The sequence below is a fragment of the Burkholderia sp. HI2500 genome (genome assembly GCF_002223055.1).
Lineage (GTDB): Bacteria > Pseudomonadota > Gammaproteobacteria > Burkholderiales > Burkholderiaceae > Burkholderia.
This window is the reverse complement of the sequence record NZ_NKFL01000005.1, coordinates 104200-121483: the sequence shown is the minus strand read 5'-3', so window position 1 is coordinate 121483 and position 17284 is coordinate 104200. Positions and strand designations below refer to the sequence as shown.

At 68.9% G+C, this 17284-nt stretch carries 12 protein-coding genes; 6 read left to right on the top strand and 6 right to left on the bottom strand.

All coding sequences use genetic code 11. The features are described 5' to 3' along the window. Positions 1–63 precede the first annotated feature (63 nt). Both nth and rsxB read right to left on the bottom strand, forming a co-directional pair. Positions 64–708: an endonuclease III gene (nth, locus tag CFB45_RS13355; RefSeq protein WP_089426031.1), complete on the bottom strand. Its 645-nt coding sequence runs from the start codon at positions 706–708 to the stop codon at positions 64–66. Further along, positions 705–1706: an electron transport complex subunit RsxB gene (rsxB, locus tag CFB45_RS13350; protein WP_089426030.1), complete on the bottom strand. Its 1002-nt coding sequence runs from the start codon at positions 1704–1706 to the stop codon at positions 705–707. Before rsxB ends, nth begins: the two co-directional genes overlap by 4 nt. Before the next feature lie 156 nt (positions 1707–1862). On the opposite strand from rsxB, the gene CFB45_RS13345 reads away from it, so the two are divergent. Continuing rightward, positions 1863–2495: a TetR family transcriptional regulator gene (locus CFB45_RS13345; RefSeq protein ID WP_039370405.1), complete on the top strand. Its 633-nt coding sequence runs from the start codon at positions 1863–1865 to the stop codon at positions 2493–2495. Positions 2496–2566: 71 nt separating this feature from the next. Here the strand turns inward: CFB45_RS13345 and CFB45_RS13340 are convergent, their stop codons facing one another. Beyond that, the gene (locus CFB45_RS13340; RefSeq protein WP_089426029.1) at positions 2567–4042 is read right to left on the bottom strand and encodes a polyhydroxyalkanoate depolymerase; all 1476 of its coding nucleotides are present in this window, start codon (positions 4040–4042) and stop codon (positions 2567–2569) included. Positions 4043–4254: 212 nt separating this feature from the next. Further along, a complete protein-coding gene (locus tag CFB45_RS13330) occupies positions 4255–6084 on the bottom strand; it encodes a glycoside hydrolase family 15 protein (protein ID WP_089426027.1) in 1830 nt (609 codons plus the stop codon). Between the two features lie 166 nt (positions 6085–6250). Here CFB45_RS13330 and CFB45_RS13320 point away from each other — a divergent pair, with 166 nt between their 5' ends. Beyond that, entirely contained in the window at positions 6251–7495 is a 1245-nt protein-coding gene (locus CFB45_RS13320) for a lactonase family protein (protein ID WP_089426026.1), read from the top strand. Positions 7496–7595: 100 nt separating this feature from the next. Here CFB45_RS13320 and CFB45_RS13315 read toward each other — a convergent pair whose 3' ends face one another. After that, positions 7596–12503 carry a DNA translocase FtsK gene (locus tag CFB45_RS13315; protein ID WP_089426025.1) on the bottom strand — a complete coding sequence of 1636 codons (4908 nt, stop codon included), beginning with the start codon at positions 12501–12503 and terminating at the stop codon, positions 7596–7598. Between the two features lie 177 nt (positions 12504–12680). Next, positions 12681–13223, bottom strand: coding sequence for an META domain-containing protein (locus CFB45_RS13310; protein WP_089426024.1), 543 nt, complete (start codon positions 13221–13223; stop codon positions 12681–12683). A gap of 213 nt (positions 13224–13436) precedes the next feature. Here CFB45_RS13310 and purT point away from each other — a divergent pair, with 213 nt between their 5' ends. From purT to CFB45_RS13285, 4 genes are all read left to right on the top strand, one after another. After that, positions 13437–14651, top strand: a complete 1215-nt coding sequence (gene purT / locus CFB45_RS13305; protein WP_089426023.1) for a formate-dependent phosphoribosylglycinamide formyltransferase — start codon at positions 13437–13439, stop codon at positions 14649–14651. Between the two features lie 18 nt (positions 14652–14669). Beyond that, positions 14670–14855 (top strand): DUF6726 family protein, encoded by a 186-nt coding sequence (locus CFB45_RS13300; RefSeq protein ID WP_089426022.1) that lies wholly within the window; start codon positions 14670–14672, stop codon positions 14853–14855. A gap of 81 nt (positions 14856–14936) precedes the next feature. Continuing rightward, positions 14937–15317, top strand: coding sequence for an MliC family protein (locus CFB45_RS13295; protein WP_011352779.1), 381 nt, complete (start codon positions 14937–14939; stop codon positions 15315–15317). A gap of 381 nt (positions 15318–15698) precedes the next feature. Then, positions 15699–17267 (top strand): DEAD/DEAH box helicase, encoded by a 1569-nt coding sequence (locus tag CFB45_RS13285; protein ID WP_089426021.1) that lies wholly within the window; start codon positions 15699–15701, stop codon positions 17265–17267. Positions 17268–17284: the final 17 nt, after the last annotated feature.

Here is a 17284-nt window from a genome sequence, read left to right as displayed (position 1 = left end):
GTGCATCGTGCGCCTGGCTGTCTGGCGCCGGGCGGCCTGCGGCATGTCAATCTCGGTGGCGTATCACTCGTTCGGCGGCGGCGTCTTCGGCCGGAATTCGCACAGCGGCTCGATCGCGCAATGCCAGCACTCGGGCTTGCGGGCCTTGCACACGTAGCGCCCGTGCAGGATCAGCCAGTGATGCGCGTCCTGCAGGAATTCCTTCGGCGTGAACTTCTCGAGCGCGGCCTCGACGGCGCGCACGTCCTTGCCCGGCGCGAGGCCGGTGCGGTTCGCGACGCGGAAGATATGCGTGTCGACCGCGATCGTCGGCTGGCCGAACGCGGTGTTCAGCACGACGTTCGCGGTCTTGCGGCCGACGCCCGGCAGCCCTTCGAGCGCTTCGCGATCGGCCGGCACCTCGCCGTCGTAGCGGTCCAGCAGGATCCGGCACGTCGCGACCACGTTCTTCGCCTTGGTCCGGTACAGGCCGATCGTCTTGATGTACTCGGTGACGCCTTCTTCGCCGAGTGCGACGATTTGTCGCGGGGTGTTCGCGACCGGAAACATCTTCCGCATCGCCTTGTTGACCGATACGTCGGTCGCCTGCGCGGACAGCATCACGGCGATCAGCAGCTCGAACGGCGTCGAGTATTCGAGCTCGGTGGTCGGATGCGGATTGAGGTCCTGCAGCGTTTCGTAGATCGCGCGTCGTTTGCTGGCGTTCATGGAGCGTTCGGGTCGGGCGGTGCGGACGGGCCATCCGGGCCGTCGTTGCCTGCGTCGTTCTTTTCGTCGTTGCCGCTCGCGGCGGCCGCCTCGGCGTCGCGTTGGGCCTGCTGTTCGGCGAGCCGCTTGCGGCGCGCCTCGGCCGCGTCGATCTGCGCCTGGACGGCCGCGCTCACGCCTTCGGTGTTCTTCGGCCCGGCGTCTTGCCCGGACAGCTCTTCCTTCTTCTTGCGCGCCCGTTCGAGCGCGGCGGCGATGATCGCGCGCTTCTTCGCTTCGGCGTCGTCCGCGGGTGCGGCGGCCGGCGCGGCGGACGGCGTTTCCGCTTGTCCCGCAGCCGGTTTTGCGGCACTCGCCGCGCGGCGTGCGGCCGCGCGCGCTTCGGCGGCCTCGCGTTCGCGGCGCTGGCGCGCGAGCCGCAGGTCGTGGTGCTCGCGTGCGGCGTCGGCCTGCTCCTGCGACCACGCGTCCCAGCCGGTGCGTTCGCCGGTCACCGGCAGCATCGCGATACAGTCGACCGGGCAGGGCGGCACGCACAGATCGCAACCGGTGCACTGCGACTCGATGATCGTGTGCATCTGCTTCGGCGCGCCGACGATCGCGTCGACCGGGCACGCCTGCATGCACAGCGTGCAGCCGATGCACAGGCTTTCGTCGATGAAGGCGACCGCGCGAGGATGCTCGGTGCCGTTGACGGGGTTCAGCGGAATCACCGGTTTGCCGAGCAGGCTCGACAGGCGCGCGATGCCCTCGGCGCCGCCGGGCGGGCACTGGTTGTAGTTCGCCTCGCCGGCGGCGATCGCCTCGGCGTACGGACGGCAGCCGTTATAGCCGCACTTCGTGCATTGCGTCTGGGGAAGCAGATCTTCGATGCGATCTGCGAGTGTTTTGGAATCGGTCACGGTGACAACGGGCGCAGCGGCGCCGAATGGCTCTCGGCCGCGTCGGGCGCGGCCGGAAAGGTTTGCCAAAGCTCGATTATCGCCGATTTCCCGCATTGCGCTGGACGCCGTCTGTGCGCATAATCGAACCGCTTTTTTGCAGGGGCTCAGCAGGAGGGCGGCCGCCCGCGGCGCGCCCGTTCCAGGGCGGCCGGCGCCAAGGCGGTGGGGGTGCCGGTCCGGATCAAGCGGCTCACATAGCAAAACGCCACCATGAATCAGCCAAAAATCAAAAGAGATCCTGAAGGTACGCGCCGCCGCATCCTGATGGCGGCAGCCGAAGAGTTCGCGAGTGGAGGGCTGTTCGGCGCGCGCGTCGACCAGATCGCGCGCAGGGCCGAAACCAACGAGCGCATGCTCTACTACTATTTCGGCAGCAAGGAACAGCTGTTCACGGCGGTGCTCGAACACGCGTTCTCCGCGCTGACCGAGGCCGAGCGCGAGCTCGATCTCGACGGCGTCGCGCCGGTCGAAGCCGTCACGCGGCTCGCGCATTTCGTTTGGGACTACTACCGCGACCATCCGGAACTGCTCAGGCTCATCAACAACGAGAACCTGCACGAAGCGCGCTACCTGCACAAGTCGACGCGGATCCGCGAGATGATGTCGCCGATCGTCGCGAAGCTCGGCAACGTGCTGACGCGCGGCCAGAAGGCCGGGCTGTTCCGCACCGACGTCGATCCGCTGCGCTTCTACGTGACGCTGTCGGGGCTCGGCTACTACATCGTGTCGAACCGCTTCACGCTCGCCGCGACGCTCGGCCGCGACTTCACCGACGCCGACGAGCGCGCGGAGATGGTCAGGATGAACACCGAAGTGCTGCTCGCCTATCTGCTGCGGCGCTGAAGTGGCTGCCCGATGTAAAAACGCCGCCGTGCGCAGGCAACGGCGGCGTTTTTTCGTCGGGACGCGATGCGTCAGGCGGCCTTGCGCGTGCGCACGGCTTTTGCGCGCGGGCTGACGGCGGCGGCGCGTTTCGCGGCCGGTGCGGCCTTGGCGGGGGCGGCGGCCTTCGCCGGCGCCTTCGCGCGCGTGCGCTTCGCCGTGGTGGCGCGCGTCGTTTCGGCCGGTGCGTCGGCGGCCGGCACGGCGGCGAGCGTCTTGGCGGCCGGCGTTTCCGGGACATCCTTCGTCGCACCGTGCTTCGGCTCCGGTGCATGCTCGCGGATGAAATCGCGCAGCTGCGGATAGATGATCGTGCGCCAGCGACGGCCCGAGAAAATCCCGTAGTGACCGCACTTCTCGGCGGTCAGGCTGCGGCGCTGGTCCTGCGGGATGCCCGTGCACAGCTCGTGCGCGACGTGCGTCTGGCCGCTGCCCGAGATGTCGTCGAGTTCGCCCTCGATCGTCATCAGCGCGGTGTGCCGGATGTCCTGCGGACGCACGCGCTCGCCTTCGACATCCCACGTGCCTTCGGCCAGGCGGAATTCCTGGAACACGACGCGGATCGTCTCGAGGTAATACTCGGCGGCCATGTCGAGCACCGCGTTGTATTCGTCATAGAAGCGGCGGTGCGCTTCGGCGTCGTCCTCGTCGCCGCGCAGCAGGCTCTGGTAGAAATCCCAGTGCGATTGCGCGTGCCGCTCCGGGTTCATTGCGACGAAGCCCGTGTGCTGCAGGAAGCCCGGATACACCTGGCGGCCTTCGCCCGGATAGTTCGCCGGCACCGTGTGGATCACGTTGTTCTCGAACCATGCGGTCGAGTGCTGCGTGGCGAGCGAATTCACCGACGTCGGGCTGCGGCGCGCATCGATCGGGCCGCCCATCATCGTCATCGTGAGCGGCGTGTCCTCGCCGCGGCTCGCCATCAGCGAGATCGCCGCGAGCACCGGCACCGTCGGCTGGCACACCGAGATCACGTGCAGGTTGCGCGCGCCGATATGACGGATGAACTCCTGGATGTACGCGATGTAGTCGTGCAGGTGGAACGGGCCGGTCTCGATCGGCACCATCCGTGCGTCGATCCAGTCGGTGATGTAGACCTTGTGATCCTGCAGCAGCGTGCGCACGGTGTCGCGCAGCAGTGTCGAGTGGTGGCCCGACAGCGGCGCGCAGACCAGCACGACCGGTTCGTCCTTCAGTTGCGTGACGGCGTCGGCGTCGTCCGAATAGCGCTTGAAGCGCAGCAGCCGGCAGAACGGCTTCTCGACGATCGTCTGCTCGACGATCGGGATGTTGTGGCCGTCCTTGACGATCTGATGAATGTTGAATTCGGGCTTCTCGTAATCCTTGCCGAGCCGGTACATCAACTCGTACGCGGCGGCCATCCGCGTCGCGCCCGGCATCAGCGAGAACGGGCTGGACGGATTGGCGAACGATTTGGACGCGGCCTGGGCCCAGGCCGTCAGCGGGCTCAGCATGGCGCGCTGGAATTCGTGCAGTTGGTAAAGCATGCAGACTACTCCCGCGTGGGGGACGGAGCGCAAGGGCGGCGTGGGGCGTCGCGGCGTGCCGTGTGGGTCAGCGACCGGCCATGTTGCATTGCAGCCGGACAATCGCGTCGATCATATCGGACAACGATGGGTGGTGCAATGCAACATTTCCCCGATTTTTCATCAAAGTTTTGCGATTTGACGTTATCTGACCAAGCCGCTCGCGCCCCCGTTCAGCGACCCGTCGCCACCGCCGGCGCGGGCTGGCCGGCCGCGCGCGCCATTGCGTCCTCGTGGTGCATCAGGTTCATCGCGGTATGCACGAGCGCCACGTGCGAGAACGCCTGCGGGAAGTTGCCGACGAGCCGCCCGGCCACCGGGTCGTACTCCTCCGCGAGCAGCCCGAGGTCGTTCGACAGCGCAAGCAGCCGGCTGAACAGGCGGTGCGCGTCGTCGATCCGGCCCAGCAGCGCATAGTTGTCGACCAGCCAGAAGCTGCATGCGAGAAACGTGCCTTCGCCGGGCGGCAGGCCGTCGTCGTACTCGGTCGTGCGGTAGCGCATCACGAGGCCGTCGTGCAGCAATTCCCGCTCGATCGCCTCGACCGTGCCGACGATGCGCGGATCTTCCGGCGGCAGGAAGCCGAGCAGCGGCATCAGCAGCACGCTGGCGTCGAGCTCGTCGCTGCCGTAGCTCTGCGCAAACGCCCGTTTGCTTTCGTGCCACGCGTTGGCGCACACGTCGGCATGGATCTGGTCGCGCAGCGCACGCCAGCGGTCGAGCGAGCCGGGCAGCCGGAACATCTCCGCCGACTTGATCGCGCGGTCGAACGCGACCCACGCCATCACCTTCGAGAACGTGAAATGGCGGCGGCCGCCGCGCGTTTCCCAGATGCCTTCGTCGGGCTCCTGCCAGATCTTCTCGAGATGGTCGAGCAGCGCGCACTGCACGGACCAGACCGTGTCGTCGGCCTGCAGGCCGCCCACCCGGGCGAGGTGCAGCGCGGCCATCACCTCGCCGAACACGTCGAGCTGGAGCTGATTCGCGGCGCCGTTGCCGATGCGCACCGGCTTCGAGTCCTGGTAGCCGGGCAGCCAGTCGAGCTCCATTTCCGGCAGCCGGCGTTCGCCGGCGATCCCGTACATGATCTGGATCTGCTCTGGCGAGCCGGCCATCACGCGGCCGAGCCACGTGCGCCATGCGCGCGCCTCGTCGTAGTAGCCGCCGCGCATCAGCGCGAGCAGCGTGATCGTCGCGTCGCGCAGCCAGCAGTAGCGGTAGTCCCAGTTGCGGTTGCCGCCGATCTTCTCGGGCAGCGACGTGGTCGGCGCCGCGACGATGCCGCCGGTCGGCTCGTACGCGAGCGCCTTCAGCGTGATCAGCGAGCGGCGCACGGCGGCCGCGTAGCGGCCCTGTACCTGGCAGCGGCCCGACCATTCGAGCCAGTAGTTCTCGGTGCGCGCGAGCATCGACAGCGGATCGCGCGCGGGTGGCAGCCGCAGGTGCGACGCCGCATAGCTGAGCGAGAACGGCACGCGCTCGTCGGCGCTCACCGTGAATTCCGCGAGCGTGTGGAGATTCTTGCCGGTGAGCGGCACCGGCGTGCGCAGCACGACGGTGTCGGGGCCCGCGATCGCCTTCATGCCGTCCTCGCGGGTCAGTTGCGTGACCCACGGGATCGAGAAGCCGTAGTCGAAGCGCAACACGAGCTCCATGCGCATCTTCATCGTGCCGTGGCGGCCGACGACGATCCGCACCAGTTCGGACCAGCCGTTGCCGGGCGGCATGAAGTCGACCACGGTGACGGCGCCGTCGGCGCTTTCGTAGTCGGTTTCGAGAATCAGCGTGTCGCCGCGATAGCGGCGCGTCGTGTGCGTGATCGCGGCGTCGGCGGCCGGCGCGAGCAGCCAGCGGCCGTGCTCGGGGGTGCCGAGAAGCGCCGCGAAGCAGGCGCCCGAATCGAAGCGGGGCCAGCACAGCCAGTCGACGGAGCCGTCTTTAGCGATCAGCGCGGCAGTGTGGCCGTCGCCGACGAGGGCGTAGTCTTCGATCAGGGCAGGCATGGGCAGGCGATCCTTGGGTATTCGAGTTCACAATGCGGACGGCGGCGGCCAAGGCTTCACGCGCCGGCACCGCGCCCCGTATACTCGGCCGGGCGGCGGAGCGCATGAACGGCCGGCGTTTCGTCCTATCTCAACACTTGAAGCGACTCGACGCAAGGAGGATTCAATGCCCAACCGTTTACGCGAGCGTGACGCACGCGCTTCGACACGAGGGTTCCCGCTTAGGCTCGCTCACTGGATGAAAGGTTTCGCGATCGTGCTCTCCCTTTCCGCGACCCACGCATTCGCGCAGCAATCGCCCGCCCCGGCCGACGGCGTCTACAACCTGCTCGTCGGCACCTATACGGCGGGCGGCAGCGACGGCATCTATGTTTACCGCTTCGATACGAAAACCGGCAGCGTCGCACCCGTGTCGTCGGCGAAGACCGTGAATCCGTCGTACCTGTTGCCGAGCCGCGACGGTCGCACCGTTTACGCGGTCAACGAACTGCCCGGCGACGACGGGCCGGCGACCACGCGCGGCAGCATCAGCGCATTCCGCTTCGACGCGAAGACGGGCGCGCTGAGTTTCATCGACCGCGTGTCGTCGGAAGGGAACGATCCTTGCTATCTCGCGCTGTCGCCCGACGGCAAGTACCTCGTGACCGCCAACTACTCGGTCGCGAAGGATCCCGGCGGCAGCTTCGCGGTGTTTCCGCTGCGCGACGACGGCGCGGTCGGCCAGGCCGCGCTGACCGTGCACCATGAAGGCACGGGGCCCGTGAAGGGCCGCCAGGACGGCGCGCACGTGCATTCGACGGTGTTTTCGCCGGACGGCCGTTATCTGTTCGTACAGGATCTCGGCGCGGACAAGATCTACGGCTACCGCTACACGGTGGACGGCAGCCGCGGGCTGATCAGCCCGACGGACACGCGCTACACGCCGGTGAAGGCGGGCTCGGGCCCGCGCCACATGGTGTTCGGCGCCGACGGCCGGTATGCATACGTGACGAGCGAGCTCAACGCGTCGGTCGAGGTGTTCGGCTATCACGACGGCAAGCTGACGCCGGTCGAGACCGTGTCGATGACCGCGCCGGGCTTCAAGGGCAAGGTCGGCGGCGGTGCGATCCACCTGTCGCCGGACGGCCGCTTCCTGTACGTGAGCAACCGCGGCGACGCGAACGACCTGGTGATCTACGCGGTGAACCAGGCCGACGGCCGGCTGAAGCACGTCGGCCGCCAGTCGAGCCTCGGCAAGACGCCGCGCGAGTTCCTGATCGATCCGACCGGCAAGTGGCTGATCGTCGGCAACCAGGACAGCGATACGTTCTACGTGTTCAGCCGCAATGTCGAAACGGGGCAGCTCGGCCCGAATCCGCAGAAGGTGGCGGTCGGCAAGCCGGTCGACTTCAAGCTGGTGCCGGTGCTGTAAATGAAAAAGGGCGCTGCCGATGCAGCGCCCTTCGTGTGTCGGGGAGGCCGGTTTCCCGGCGCGCCCGTATCGGCTGACGGCGGCCGACCGGCCGCCGCGCTCAGTCGGCCGCGGCCGGCACGAGCACCTCGCGGCTGCCGTTGATGCCCATCGGCGACACGAGCCCGGCCGCCTCCATCTGCTCGACGAGGCGCGCGGCGCGGTTGTAGCCGATGCGCAACTGCCGCTGCACCGACGAGATCGACGCGCGCCGCGTGCGCACGACGAACGCGACGGCTTCGTCGTACAGCGGATCGGCTTCCGCGTCCGGCGCATCGCCGAACAGGTCCTGCGTCGCGCCGTCGGCCGTCGGGCCGTCGAGGATCCCTTCCTCGTACTGCGGCTCGCCGAACTGCTTCAGGTACTCGACGACCCGGTGCACTTCTTCGTCCGCGACGAACGCGCCGTGCACGCGCTGCGGATAACCGGTGCCCGGCGGCAGGAACAGCATGTCGCCCATCCCGAGCAGCGATTCGGCACCCATCTGGTCGAGAATCGTGCGCGAGTCGATCTTCGACGACACCTGGAACGCGACGCGCGTCGGGATGTTCGCCTTGATCAGCCCCGTGATCACGTCGACGGACGGACGCTGCGTCGCGAGGATCAGGTGGATGCCGGCCGCACGCGCCTTCTGCGCGAGGCGGGCGATCAGTTCCTCGATCTTCTTGCCGGCGACCATCATCAGGTCGGCCAGCTCGTCGATCACGACGACGATCAGCGGCAGCGTCGACAGCGGCTCCGGATCCTCGGGCGTCAGCGAGAACGGGTTGCCGATCTTCTTTTCCTTCGCTTCCGCGTCGCGGATCTTCTGGTTGAAGCCCGCGAGGTTGCGCACGCCGACGGCCGACATCAGCCGGTAGCGCTTTTCCATCTCGCCGACGCACCAGTTCAGTGCGTTCGCCGCGAGCTTCATGTCGGTGACGACCGGCGCGAGCAGGTGCGGGATCCCTTCGTAGACCGACAGCTCCAGCATCTTCGGGTCGATCATGATCAGTCGCACGTCCTCGGGTGTCGCCTTGTACAGCAGCGACAGGATCATCGCGTTGATCGCGACCGACTTGCCCGAGCCGGTCGTGCCCGCGACGAGCATGTGCGGCGCTTTCGCGAGATCGGTGACGACCGGGTGGCCGGTGATGTCCTTGCCCATCGCGATCGTCAGCTGCGACGCCGAGTGCTGGTACGGGCGCGACTCGAGAATCTCCGACAGGCGGATCATCTGCCGCTTCGCGTTCGGCAGTTCGAGGCCCATGCAGGTCTTGCCGGGAATCGTCTCGACGACGCGGATCGACGTGAGGCCGAGGCCGCGCGACAGGTCCTTCATCAGCCCGACGATCTGGCTGCCGCGCACGCCGAGCGCGGGTTCGATCTCGAAGCGCGTGATCACGGGGCCGGCGGACGCGCCGACCACCGTCACCGGCACCTTGAATTCCTGCAGCCGCTGTTCGATCACCTGCGCGGTTTGCGCGAGGTGTTCTTCGGTGATCGTTTCGATGTCGCCGGACGCGGACGCAGGCTCGAGCAGGTCGAGCGTCGGCAGTTCGACGCTGAACGACGCGGGTGCGTGGAATTCGAATGCGTTCGGGCGCGGCTGGCGCGCGGGGGTGTCGGGGGCGGGCGAGCCGGCTGCGGTAGGTGCGGTCGGTTCGGTTACCTGGGTGGTTGCTGCGGCCGGCGGGGCAGTGGGGGGCGCCGGTACGGTCGTGACTGCCGCCAGTGCGGACAGGCTCGCGTCGGGGATCGTTGCTGCGGGTTGCGGCGGTGCCACGGGCGATGTAGCTAACGGTGCCGCGGAGACATTCGACACGGACCAGCTTGCCGGCGACGAGGTCGCGGCGGCCGGGGGGGCGAACGTCGTGGCTTCGACGGCTGCAGGCGCGGAAGCGATCGACGGAGCCAGCGCCGCAGTGGTTGCGCCGAAGGACGTCAGCGAGCCGGCTGGCGCGACGGGCGAGCTGGCGATCGGTTGCGCGGGGGGCGCCGCGGCGGTGGTAATCGGTGCGACTGCGCCGGAGGACGTTGCCGTCGTGGCGGCAGGGGCCGGCGGCATGGGCAGGCCTGCGACCGACTGCGATGCGATTGCGCCTGAGGGGGCAAAGGTGCCGAATGTCGTACCGGTCGACGAGGCTGATGGGGTGGCCGGATGTGTCGGGGCAGGCGCGGCGGATGGAGCCGCGACCGAGCCGGACACGACATTCACGGGCGTCGTGGTAGCGATCGCCGGCGCGCTCGAACCGGATGCCGAGGCCGTCGAGCTGGCCGTCGACGGCGCCGCGGCGGGCGCAACGGGCGATGCGGGCGACGCGGGTGTTGATGCGCGGGGGAACGAACCGTAAGTCGTGTCCGCAACGGTCGATGCCGACGCGGCTGGTTGCGAAAGCGAGGTCGACGCAGTGCCGGTCACGTCGATCGGAGATGCCGACGCGACGGGTGCAGTGTTCGATGTCGAAGCGGTCGGCTGCGAAAGCGAAGCCGACGTGGCTCCGGTCACGCTGATCGGGGATGCCGGCGCGACGGGTGCAGTGTTCGCTGCCGACGCAGCTGGTTGCGAAAGCGAAGCCGGCGTGGCGCCGGTCACGCCGATCGGGGATGCCGGCGCGACGGGTGCAGTGTTCGATGTCGAAGCGGCGGGCTGCGAAAGCGGAGCCGACGCAGTGCCGGTTACGCCGATCGCAGATGCCGACGGAACGGCTGCAACGGTCGACGCAGCCGGTTGAGCCAGCGAACCGGATGCCGTGTCGGTCACACCATCCGACGAGGCAGTAACGGCGACAGGCGCAATGCCTGAGGCGGATGCAGGCGCTTGCGCGGTCGAACCGTACGCGGTGCCGACGAGCGGCGACGCAGTGCTTGCCGAAGCCTTTTGCGTGGCGGCAAACGGTTGAGCGGCAACCGGCGATTTCGGCAATTCCGCGGTGACAGGCGTATTCGTCGGGGCCGGTTGCGCCGTCGCAGGCGTCCACGTCCATGCTGTCGCCGGTGCGGTGCCTTCAGCGGTTGCCGCCAGCGGCGCTGCAGGTTCCACCGTATCCGACTTGGCAGCTTCCAGTGCGGCAATCGATGCGACCGGTGCCGCCGCCGCAAACGGCCTGGTTTCTACACTTGCGCGTGGCGTCGTTTCGGCGATCGGCGAAGAGGGGAGGGCCGTGAACGGCGTGCTGTTCCCGGCGGGTTGCACGTCGGCGTGTGCATTGGCGATGCCCGGCGGCACGCTGGCCGATGTGGTGCGATCGATTGCAGGCGCCGGATGCGCCGTGTACTTGTCGTCGGTATCGATGGATGCCGGGTTGCTCGCGGCGAGGTCGTGAACCGCCTCGTTTCCGAGCTGCGCGGAACCGGCATGGGCCGGTTCCGATTCCGTCACATCGGTCGATGACTCGGCGACCGGGTTCCAGGCGGATGCGTCGAACGCGGACACCGGTTGGCTGGCGAGGTCCTCCCACGGCGCGAGGTCGATGGGCGCGTCGAACGTCGGCGCGGGCGAGATTCCCGATGCCGGTGCGATAGCGGCAGCGACATCGTCGGCGTGCCGGATCTCGTCATTGGCGTGATGCGGGAACGCGGCATCAGCGATGCCGGAATTCGACAACGCGTGCGGTGCGGTGGCGTCGACTGCCACGGCGCCCGCATCGGCAACCGGTGCATGGACAGCGGGCGCTGCCGGATTGAACGCGTCGAGCACGATCGGTGCGTTGTCGTCGTATGTCGGCGGCGGATCGTAGGCGAGCGGCGCACTGGCGTCATGCGCCGCGAGGCCGTGGGCCGCGGAGGTGATCCCGGTCGGCGCGGCCGCTGCTGCTGGCGCTGCCACGCCGGCCGCCGTCGCGGCCACACCGGCCACGGTTGCCGCTGCCGCCGCCGCGTGCCCGGCATCGTCCTGCGCACCGCCCAGCGTCGCCCACTGCGCGGTGCTGGCTTCGATCGAGCGCAGCGTGTCGTGCACGCTCGGCGCCGGCGTGATCGGCGCGGCGGGCTTTTCCGTCCAGGCATAGAGGGGCGCTCGCGCCGGCGTTGGCTGCGCCGGGCGACGTCGTGCCGCATCCGGCGGCAGGCCGGCCGAACCGGCTGCTGCTGCGGCGGCAGGGCGTACCGGCGGGCGCTGCGGCTGCGCGGTGGCCGGCCGCGGCGTGACCGTGGTACGCGGCGGGGTCGGCTTCAACGCGGCGGTGGCGGGTCGCGCGCCAGTCGGCCGCGGGCGGACGGGTTCGAATCCGGCAGGAAGCGGGGCCGGATCGGGGCGCGGGACTTGCGAGTTCGCTGCTGCGCGCGCGAGGCTGGCGGTGCTGCCGGTCGTCGGCGGGGGCATCGCGCTGGCCGGCGTGATCGGGGCGGGCGGTGTCGGCATGCTGCGCTGGGGCGCGGCCGGCTTCAACCAGCCCGACGGCGCAACAGGTTCCACGTGCGGGCGCGCAGGCGTGCTGCTGCGCGGCTTCGGCCGCGCCTGCGGGTCGGGTTTCCACAGCGTCGGGCGCGAATACCGGCCGTTCTGGCGGGGCGCCATCGAATTGACGGTATGCGCGGTGGTCGGCTGGACGATGTCGTCGTCGCGATGCAATGCGCTGCGCGGCAGGTCGGCGATGCCGCGCGCTTCGTCGTCACCGCCGTCGCGCGCCAGCTTGACGCCGAACGACGTATCGACCCACGCGGCGAACTGCCGCCAGCCGATGCCGGTCAGCCAGGGCAGCCCGGCGAAGAACAGCACGACCATCGCGACCGGCGTGCCGATCGGGCCGAACACGTGGGCGAAGCCTGCCGAGAACGCATGGCCGAGCGCGTTCGTGTCGGGGCCCGACAGCGGGCTCGTCAGCGTGCAGCTCGCCACGAACACCGCGGCGAAGCCGAGCCACAGACGGATCGAGCCGCGGCCGGCAAGCCCGACACCGCCAGGCAGCATCGCCTGCACGAGACGCCAGAAGAGAAGGAGGAACCAGACGGCGGAGATGCCGAACCAGCCGAAGACAACCGTGTGCATGCTTTGAAACAGGAGTGGGGAGGGGCGCGCGTGGCGCGACCCGCCGAGTTTAACCGGCCGGCGAACAAGACTCTAACGCGGCGTGCATCCGATTCACGCCGCGCGACGCGTGTGGCTGGCACACGCGTGTGGCGCGCCACGCGAAGGCGGTCGGTCGGCCTTCGCGCGCGCCGTGCATCAGGGGCTCCGGTGCGTGAAGGTCAACGTTGCGCCGGACGTGGTCACGATCTGCAATTGCTGCGGCTCGCGCATCTGCACACCGGTCTTGTCGACGTGGGCGAGTGCGTCGAGGTACGCGGTTTCGAGCTGGCCGCCGAGCGTATTCGGGCAGGCCATTCGCGTGCCGGCGAGCGGCCCGAAGCTCAACAGGCCGTTCTTGATCGCGTAGGTGCCCATGTAGCGATTGCAGCCCGAAAACCCGCTGGCGCGCCGGATGCCCGATTCGGTCGACAGCGCGAGCTTGATCGGCTCGCCGTTGTCGCCGTGCGGGATCGCGCGCTGCGTGCCGTCGGCGTTCAGCCAGCTGGTGAGTTCCCAGCTCGTGTCGTCGAGCAGCTGGACGGCGGCCGGGTTGTACGGGTCGGGTGCGGGGGCGGCGGAATCGGGGTGGGTCGGCATCGCGCAGGCGGCGAGAAGCGTGGCAAGCGTCAACGCGCAGAGCGGCGCGCGCAACGGACGAAGCAGGCCGGTGCGTGCGCGTGCGGCGGACAGGTGGGACATGAGCCTCGTTCCTCATCGGATTCTGATCAAGGCGTAAGAGTAACGCACCCGCCCCGCGGCAGGCGAGCCGACACTTCACGCGTGAAAACGTTCGCAGCCTGCTCGCGAGCGGCCCGCGGCCGGTTGCCGGCACGGCGAAACGCGCAAAACCGGCGCCGTGGCGCGTGTTAACATCGGAGCCGTTTTCGTCCTCCACCAGAAGCGGGTAATCACATGCAGATCGGTCAGCGGCTCGGTACGCCGCTCTCACCCTCGGCCACGCGCGTCATGCTGCTCGGCGCCGGCGAACTCGGCAAGGAAGTCATCATCGCGTTGCAGCGGCTCGGCGTCGAAGTCGTCGCGGTCGACCGCTATCCGGACGCACCGGGCCACCAGGTCGCGCATCGCGCGCACGTGATCGACATGACGGACGCCGCCGCGCTGCGCGCGCTCGTCGAAGCCGAACGCCCGCACCTGATCGTGCCGGAGATCGAGGCGATCGCGACCGACGCGCTCGCGGCGATCGAGGCGGCCGGCCTCGCCGAAGTGATCCCGACCGCGCGGGCGACGCAGCTCACGATGAATCGCGAAGGGATCCGCCGGCTCGCGGCCGAGGAGCTCGGCCTGCCGACCTCGCCGTATGCGTTCGCGGATTCGTTCGAGGCGTTCAGCGCGGCGATCGCGAAGATCGGCATGCCGTGCGTCGTCAAGCCCGTGATGTCGTCGTCGGGCAAGGGGCAGTCGGTCGTGAAGACCGAGGCCGACGTGAAGCCGGCGTGGGACTACGCGATGGCGGGCGGGCGTGTGAACCACGGCCGCGTGATCGTCGAGGGCTTCGTCGATTTCGACTACGAGATCACGCAGCTCACCGTGCGCGCGATCGATCCGGCGACGAACGCCACCCGCACCTATTTCTGCGAGCCGGTCGGTCACGTGCAGGTCGCGGGCGACTACGTCGAATCGTGGCAGCCGCAGCCGATGAGCGCGGTGGCGCTCGAGAAGTCGCGCGAGATCGCGCACAAGGTCACCGAGGCGCTCGGCGGGCGCGGGATGTTCGGCGTCGAGCTGTTCGTGCGCGGCGACGACGTGTGGTTCTCCGAGGTGAGCCCGCGGCCGCACGATACGGGCCTCGTCACGCTCGCGTCGCAGCGTCAGTCGGAATTCGAGCTGCACGCGCGTGCGATTCTGGGGCTGCCGGTCGATCCGGCGCTCGGTACGCCGGCCGCGTCGGCCGTGATCTACGGCGGGCTCGACGAGCGCGGGATCGCGTTCGAGGGCGTGCGCGACGCGCTTGCCGTGCCGGGCGCCGACTTGCGCCTGTTCGGCAAGCCGGAAAGTTTCGCGAAGCGGCGCATGGGCGTCGCGCTGGCGACCGGCGCGACCGTCGACGAAGCCCGCGAACGCGCGAAGCGTGCCGCCGCGGCCGTCCGGCCCGTGTCGGCCCGCTGACGTAATCAGGAGAGGACGATGACGCCGAAGTGGCTGCGTATCGGAAAGCTGGCCGTCGCGCTGGCGCTTGCAGTGAACCTCGCGGGTTGCGGGCTCGCGGCCGCACCGTGCCGGGTGGCCTCGGCCGGGCTCAAGATCGTGCCGCTCGTCGGTCATGTCGCGGCCGCACCGACCGACGCGTGTGCCGACGTCATCGATCCCTGAGCACGCTACCCGACCCGATCGCCAACAATAATCACGCGCCCCGCGAGGGCGCGTTTCCACCCGTCTCGTGAGAGGACCTGCATGATCCGCCAAACCCTCGCCGCGCTCGCGCTCGCCGGCACGGCCGTTTCCGTCGCGCATGCCGCGCAGCTGACCGTCGAAGAGATCGACGCCGATTCGCGTCAGTTCACCGTCTACCAGTGCGCGAACCAGAAGCAGCCGGTGCGCGTGTCGTACTGGCTCGCGGGCAACGGCCAGAGCTTCGCGCTCGTGCCGGTCAACGGGAAGCAGATGCTGTTCGTCGACACCGTGTCGGCGTCGGGCGCGCGCTACCAGGCCGGCCGCTATACGTGGTGGACGAAGGGCAAGGAAGCGACGCTGCGTGACGAGATCGCCGACCAGAGCTCGCCGCCGCTGCTGGGCGACTGCGTGCAGGTCGAGAAGAAAAAGAAGAAGGGCTGAGCGCCGGGCGGGAACGTGGATCGCGCAACCGGTGCCGGCCGGCGGCCGGCTCCCGGGCCTGACGGCCGGATACGCGGCGTGGCCGCAGGCGATCGGGGATCGGACCCCTGAAATCATCCGCCGGCCCATCGGGCTAGTCCGATCGGGTCATTCGTCTACCGCGCGGGCCTGCCCGGGCCTGCCGCGCGAACCGCCGTTGTGGCCGTTCGCCGCGTTGTCACGGACAGATGGCCGCGCAGTGCTACAATACGCCCCTTTCCGCCGGCATTCGCGCCGAACGGAGTCCGCACGGCCTGGCGTCCAGCGTTCACATTGAACCGGTCCCAAGCGCCAGAGCGGCGCCGCGCGGCGCGCCGCGGCTCCGTCTATTTCCGAATTGTGATGAGCGCAGGCCCGGCTGGCCTGACGCACGATGTCCCCGCCGCGCCTTTTGAGCGAAACGCCACCATGTCCGATTCTGTCGCCAAGCCCGTCGACGCAACCTTCGATCAATTCGGCCTTGCCGCCGATATCCTGAAAGCCATTGCGGAGCAGGGCTATACGACGCCGACGCCGATCCAGGCGCAGGCCATTCCGGTCGTGCTCGCCGGCCGCGACGTCATGGGCGCCGCGCAAACGGGCACCGGCAAGACCGCGAGTTTCTCGCTGCCGATCATCCAGCGCCTGCTGCCGCAGGCCAACACGAGCGCGTCTCCGGCGCGCCACCCGGTGCGTGCGCTGATCCTCACGCCGACCCGCGAACTCGCCGACCAGGTCGCCGCGAACGTGCACGCGTATGCGAAGCACACGCCGCTGCGCAGCGCGGTCGTGTTCGGCGGGGTCGACATGAACCCGCAGTCGGCAGAGTTGCGCCGCGGTGTCGAGATCCTGATCGCGACGCCGGGCCGCCTGCTCGACCACGTGCAGCAGAAGACGGCGAATCTCGGCCAGGTGCAGATCCTCGTGCTCGACGAAGCCGACCGGATGCTCGACATGGGCTTCCTGCCGGATCTGCAGCGCATCCTGAACCTGCTGCCGAAGGAGCGCCAGACGCTGCTGTTCTCGGCCACGTTCTCGGGCGAAATCAAGAAGCTCGCGTCGACCTACCTGCGCAACCCGCAGACGATCGAAGTCGCGCGCAGCAACTCGACGAACGCGAACGTCACGCAGATCGTCTACGACGTCGCCGAAGGCGACAAGCAGGCGGCCGTCGTGCAGCTGCTGCGCGATCGCGGCCTCAAGCAGGTGATCGTGTTCTGCAACAGCAAGATCGGAGCAAGCCGGCTTGCGCGCAATCTCGAGCGCGACGGCGTGGTCGCGTCGGCGATCCACGGCGACAAGACGCAGATCGAGCGGATGCAGGCGCTCGACGCGTTCAAGCGCGGCGAGATCGAGGCGCTGGTTGCGACCGACGTGGCCGCGCGCGGACTCGACATCGCCGAACTGCCGGCCGTGATCAACTTCGACCTGCCGTTCAGCGCGGAAGACTACGTGCACCGGATCGGCCGTACCGGCCGTGCGGGTGCGACGGGCGACGCGCTGTCGCTGTGCAGCCCGAACGAGCGCAAGCAGCTCGCCGATATCGAGAAGCTGATCAAGCGTCCGCTCGAAGTGCAGACGCTCGCGCTCGACAAGCCGGCGCGCCATCGTCACGACGAGCGCGGCAACGACCGCGGCGGCGATCGCAACAGCGAGCGCGGTGGCGAGCGGGGCGGTGAACGAGGCGGCCGTCGCGATCGCGACGAGCATCGCGGTGCATCGGGGCGCCGTCCGGGCGGTTCCGAGCGCGGTCATCACCGTCGCCACGAAGCGCCGGTCGACGATTTCTTCCTGAAGCCGTATGAGCCGTCGGCGCCGGCGAAGCAGCAGGACGACGCGCAGCCTGCGCAGCAGCCCGAGAAGAAGGGGCCGAAGCGTCAGGTCGCCGCACTGCTCGGCGGGTTCGGGATGCCGCGCAAGCCGTCGGCGTAAGCCGGGCGGGCGTGACG